Below are 2,172 nucleotides of genomic sequence, written 5' to 3'. Positions count from 1 at the left end.
GTCCTGCTCGGCGTCCGGTTCCGCACCCTGGCCGGGACCCTGCGGCGGGTTCACCGGCGCATCACCCGTAGAGGGTCCCGGTGTTGACGACGGGGGTGGCCCGCCCGTCGCCGCACAGCACGACCAGCAGGTTGCTGACCATGGCGGCCTTGCGCTCCTCGTCCAGCTCCACGACGTCCAGCTCGTGCAGGCGCGCCAGCGCCAGCTCCACCATGCCCACGGCCCCGGCGACGATCTGCTCGCGGGCGGCGACGATCGCGGAGGCCTGCTGGCGCTGCAGCATCGCCTGGGCGATCTCGGCGGCGTAGGCGAGGTGGGTGATGCGGACCTCCACGACCTCCACGCCGGCGACGACGACGCGGGCGGCGACCTCGTGGGCGAGCTCGTCGGCGACGACGTCGGTGGACCCGCGCAGCGAGGTGCCGCCGCCGGAGGGGTCGTCGTAGGGGTGGGTGGTGACGACGTGGCGCAGCGCGGACTCGCTCTGCATCTCGACGAACTCGGCGTAGTCCTCCACGGCGAAGGTGGACTGCGCGGTGTCGGCGACCTGCCACACCACGATGGCGGCGACCTCGACGGGCGAGCCGGTGGCGTCGTTGACCTTCAGCCGGCCGGTCTCGAAGTTCCGCACGCGCACGGAGACGTTCACGGTGGTGGACAACGGCACGACCATGACCAGGCCGGGTTCGCGCACGGTGCCGGTGTAGCGGCCGAAGAACTGCACCACGCGGGTCTGCCCGGGCTGCACGGTGCGCAGCGAGGCGAGCAGCACGAGGGTGGCCAGGGCGGCGAGGGCGGCCGGCGCCCACAGGGCGGGGGCGCTCAGCGCGAGGGCGAGGGCGGCGAGGGCGGCGGTGAGCGCGGCGGGCACCAGCACGGCCAGCAGCGCGCGCCCGCCGTGCAGGTGCGGGGCGCGCGCCTCGGTGACGTCGACGCGCGCGCCCTCGTGGCCGACGGGCGTGCTGGCGGGCGGGGCGTCGGACGGGCTCTGGTCGTCCGCGGGCCGCTCCACGACGGTGGGGGTCACGGTGGTCTCCTCTCGCTGGGGTCATCAAAGTGATATCACTTTGATGACCCCGACGTCGAGGGGTGCGGGCCCGCGGGGCAGGCTGGGCCCGTGGCAGCGCGCGAACTCGTCGTCCTGGGCACCGCCAGCCAGGCGCCCACCCGCACCCGCAACCACAACGGCTACCTGCTGCGGTGGGACTCCACCTCGGTGCTCTTCGAGGCCGGGGAGGGCACCCAGCGCCAGATGGTGCTCGGCGGGGTGGCCTCCCCGCGGGTGGAGCGCATCTGCGTGACCCACCGGCACAACGACCACTGCCTGGGCGTGCCCGGCGTGCTGAACCGGATGGCGCTGGACACCCCGGGCCGGCCGGTGACCGTGCACGGGCCCGAGGAGGCGGTGCCCCACCTGCGGGCGCTGGCCGCGGTGGCCGACTGCGACGTCGACGTGCGCGTGGAGGGGGTGCCGGTGCGCGAGCAGGAGGTGCCGGTGGCCGAGGTCGCCGGGTGCGCGCTGGTGGCGCGGGCCCTGGAGCACCGGGTGCCCGCGGTCGGCTACCGCCTGGTGGAGCCGGACGGGGTGCGCTTCCGGGCCGGGGCCCTGGCCGCGGCGGGCATCGCCGGGCCGGAGGTGCGCGTGCTGCAGCGCGAGGGCGAGCTGCGCGGCACCCGCCTGGCCGACGTCACCGAGCCGCGCCGGGGGCAGGTCTTCGCGCTGGTGATGGACACCCGGGCCTGCCCGGCGGTGGAGCAGCTGCTGCGCGGGGCGGACCTGGCGGTGGTGGAGTCCACCTACCTGCACCGCGACGCGCACCTGGCGCGCGCGTACGCGCACCTGACGGCCCGGCAGGCCGGCGAGGCCGCCGCCCGCGCCGGGGTGCGCCGGCTGGTGCTCACGCACTTCTCCCAGCGCTACGGCGACCTGGACGAGCTCGGCGCCGAGGCCCGCGCGGCGGTCGCGGGCCTCGGCGCCGGGACCGAGGTGCACGTGGCGCGGGACCTCGACGTCGTCGAGGTCCCGCGCCGGGCGTGAGGAGGGCTCAGCTCAGGGCGCTGGCGTCCTTGTCGGCGTCGGTCTCGTAGCCGCAGATCGCGTCGACCTTGGCGGCCGAGGCGCTGGCGGGGTCGAAGACGTAGCCGAGGAACTCCTTGGCCAGGCGGCGGGCC

At 76.0% G+C, this 2,172-nt stretch carries 2 protein-coding genes; one reads left to right on the top strand and one right to left on the bottom strand.

Translation table 11 applies throughout. From position 1 onward, the window contains the following. Nucleotides 1-61: 61 nt before the first annotated feature. The gene (locus tag GTR00_RS19445; RefSeq protein WP_205706226.1) at nt 62-1,027 is read right to left on the bottom strand and encodes an SPFH domain-containing protein; all 966 of its coding nucleotides are present in this window, start codon (nt 1,025-1,027) and stop codon (nt 62-64) included. A 90-nt stretch (nt 1,028-1,117) separates the two neighbouring features. Between GTR00_RS19445 and GTR00_RS19440 the strand changes: the two genes are divergently transcribed. Continuing rightward, nucleotides 1,118-2,038: a ribonuclease Z gene (locus GTR00_RS19440; protein ID WP_166613203.1), complete on the top strand. Its 921-nt coding sequence runs from the start codon at nt 1,118-1,120 to the stop codon at nt 2,036-2,038. The last annotated feature ends 134 nt before the right edge of the window (nt 2,039-2,172 follow it).

Source organism: Kineococcus indalonis (genome assembly GCF_009906395.1).
Classification (GTDB): Bacteria; Actinomycetota; Actinomycetes; order Actinomycetales; family Kineococcaceae; genus Kineococcus; species Kineococcus indalonis.
The sequence above is the reverse complement of the archived record's forward strand: the minus strand, read 5'-3'. Positions and strand labels throughout refer to the sequence as shown.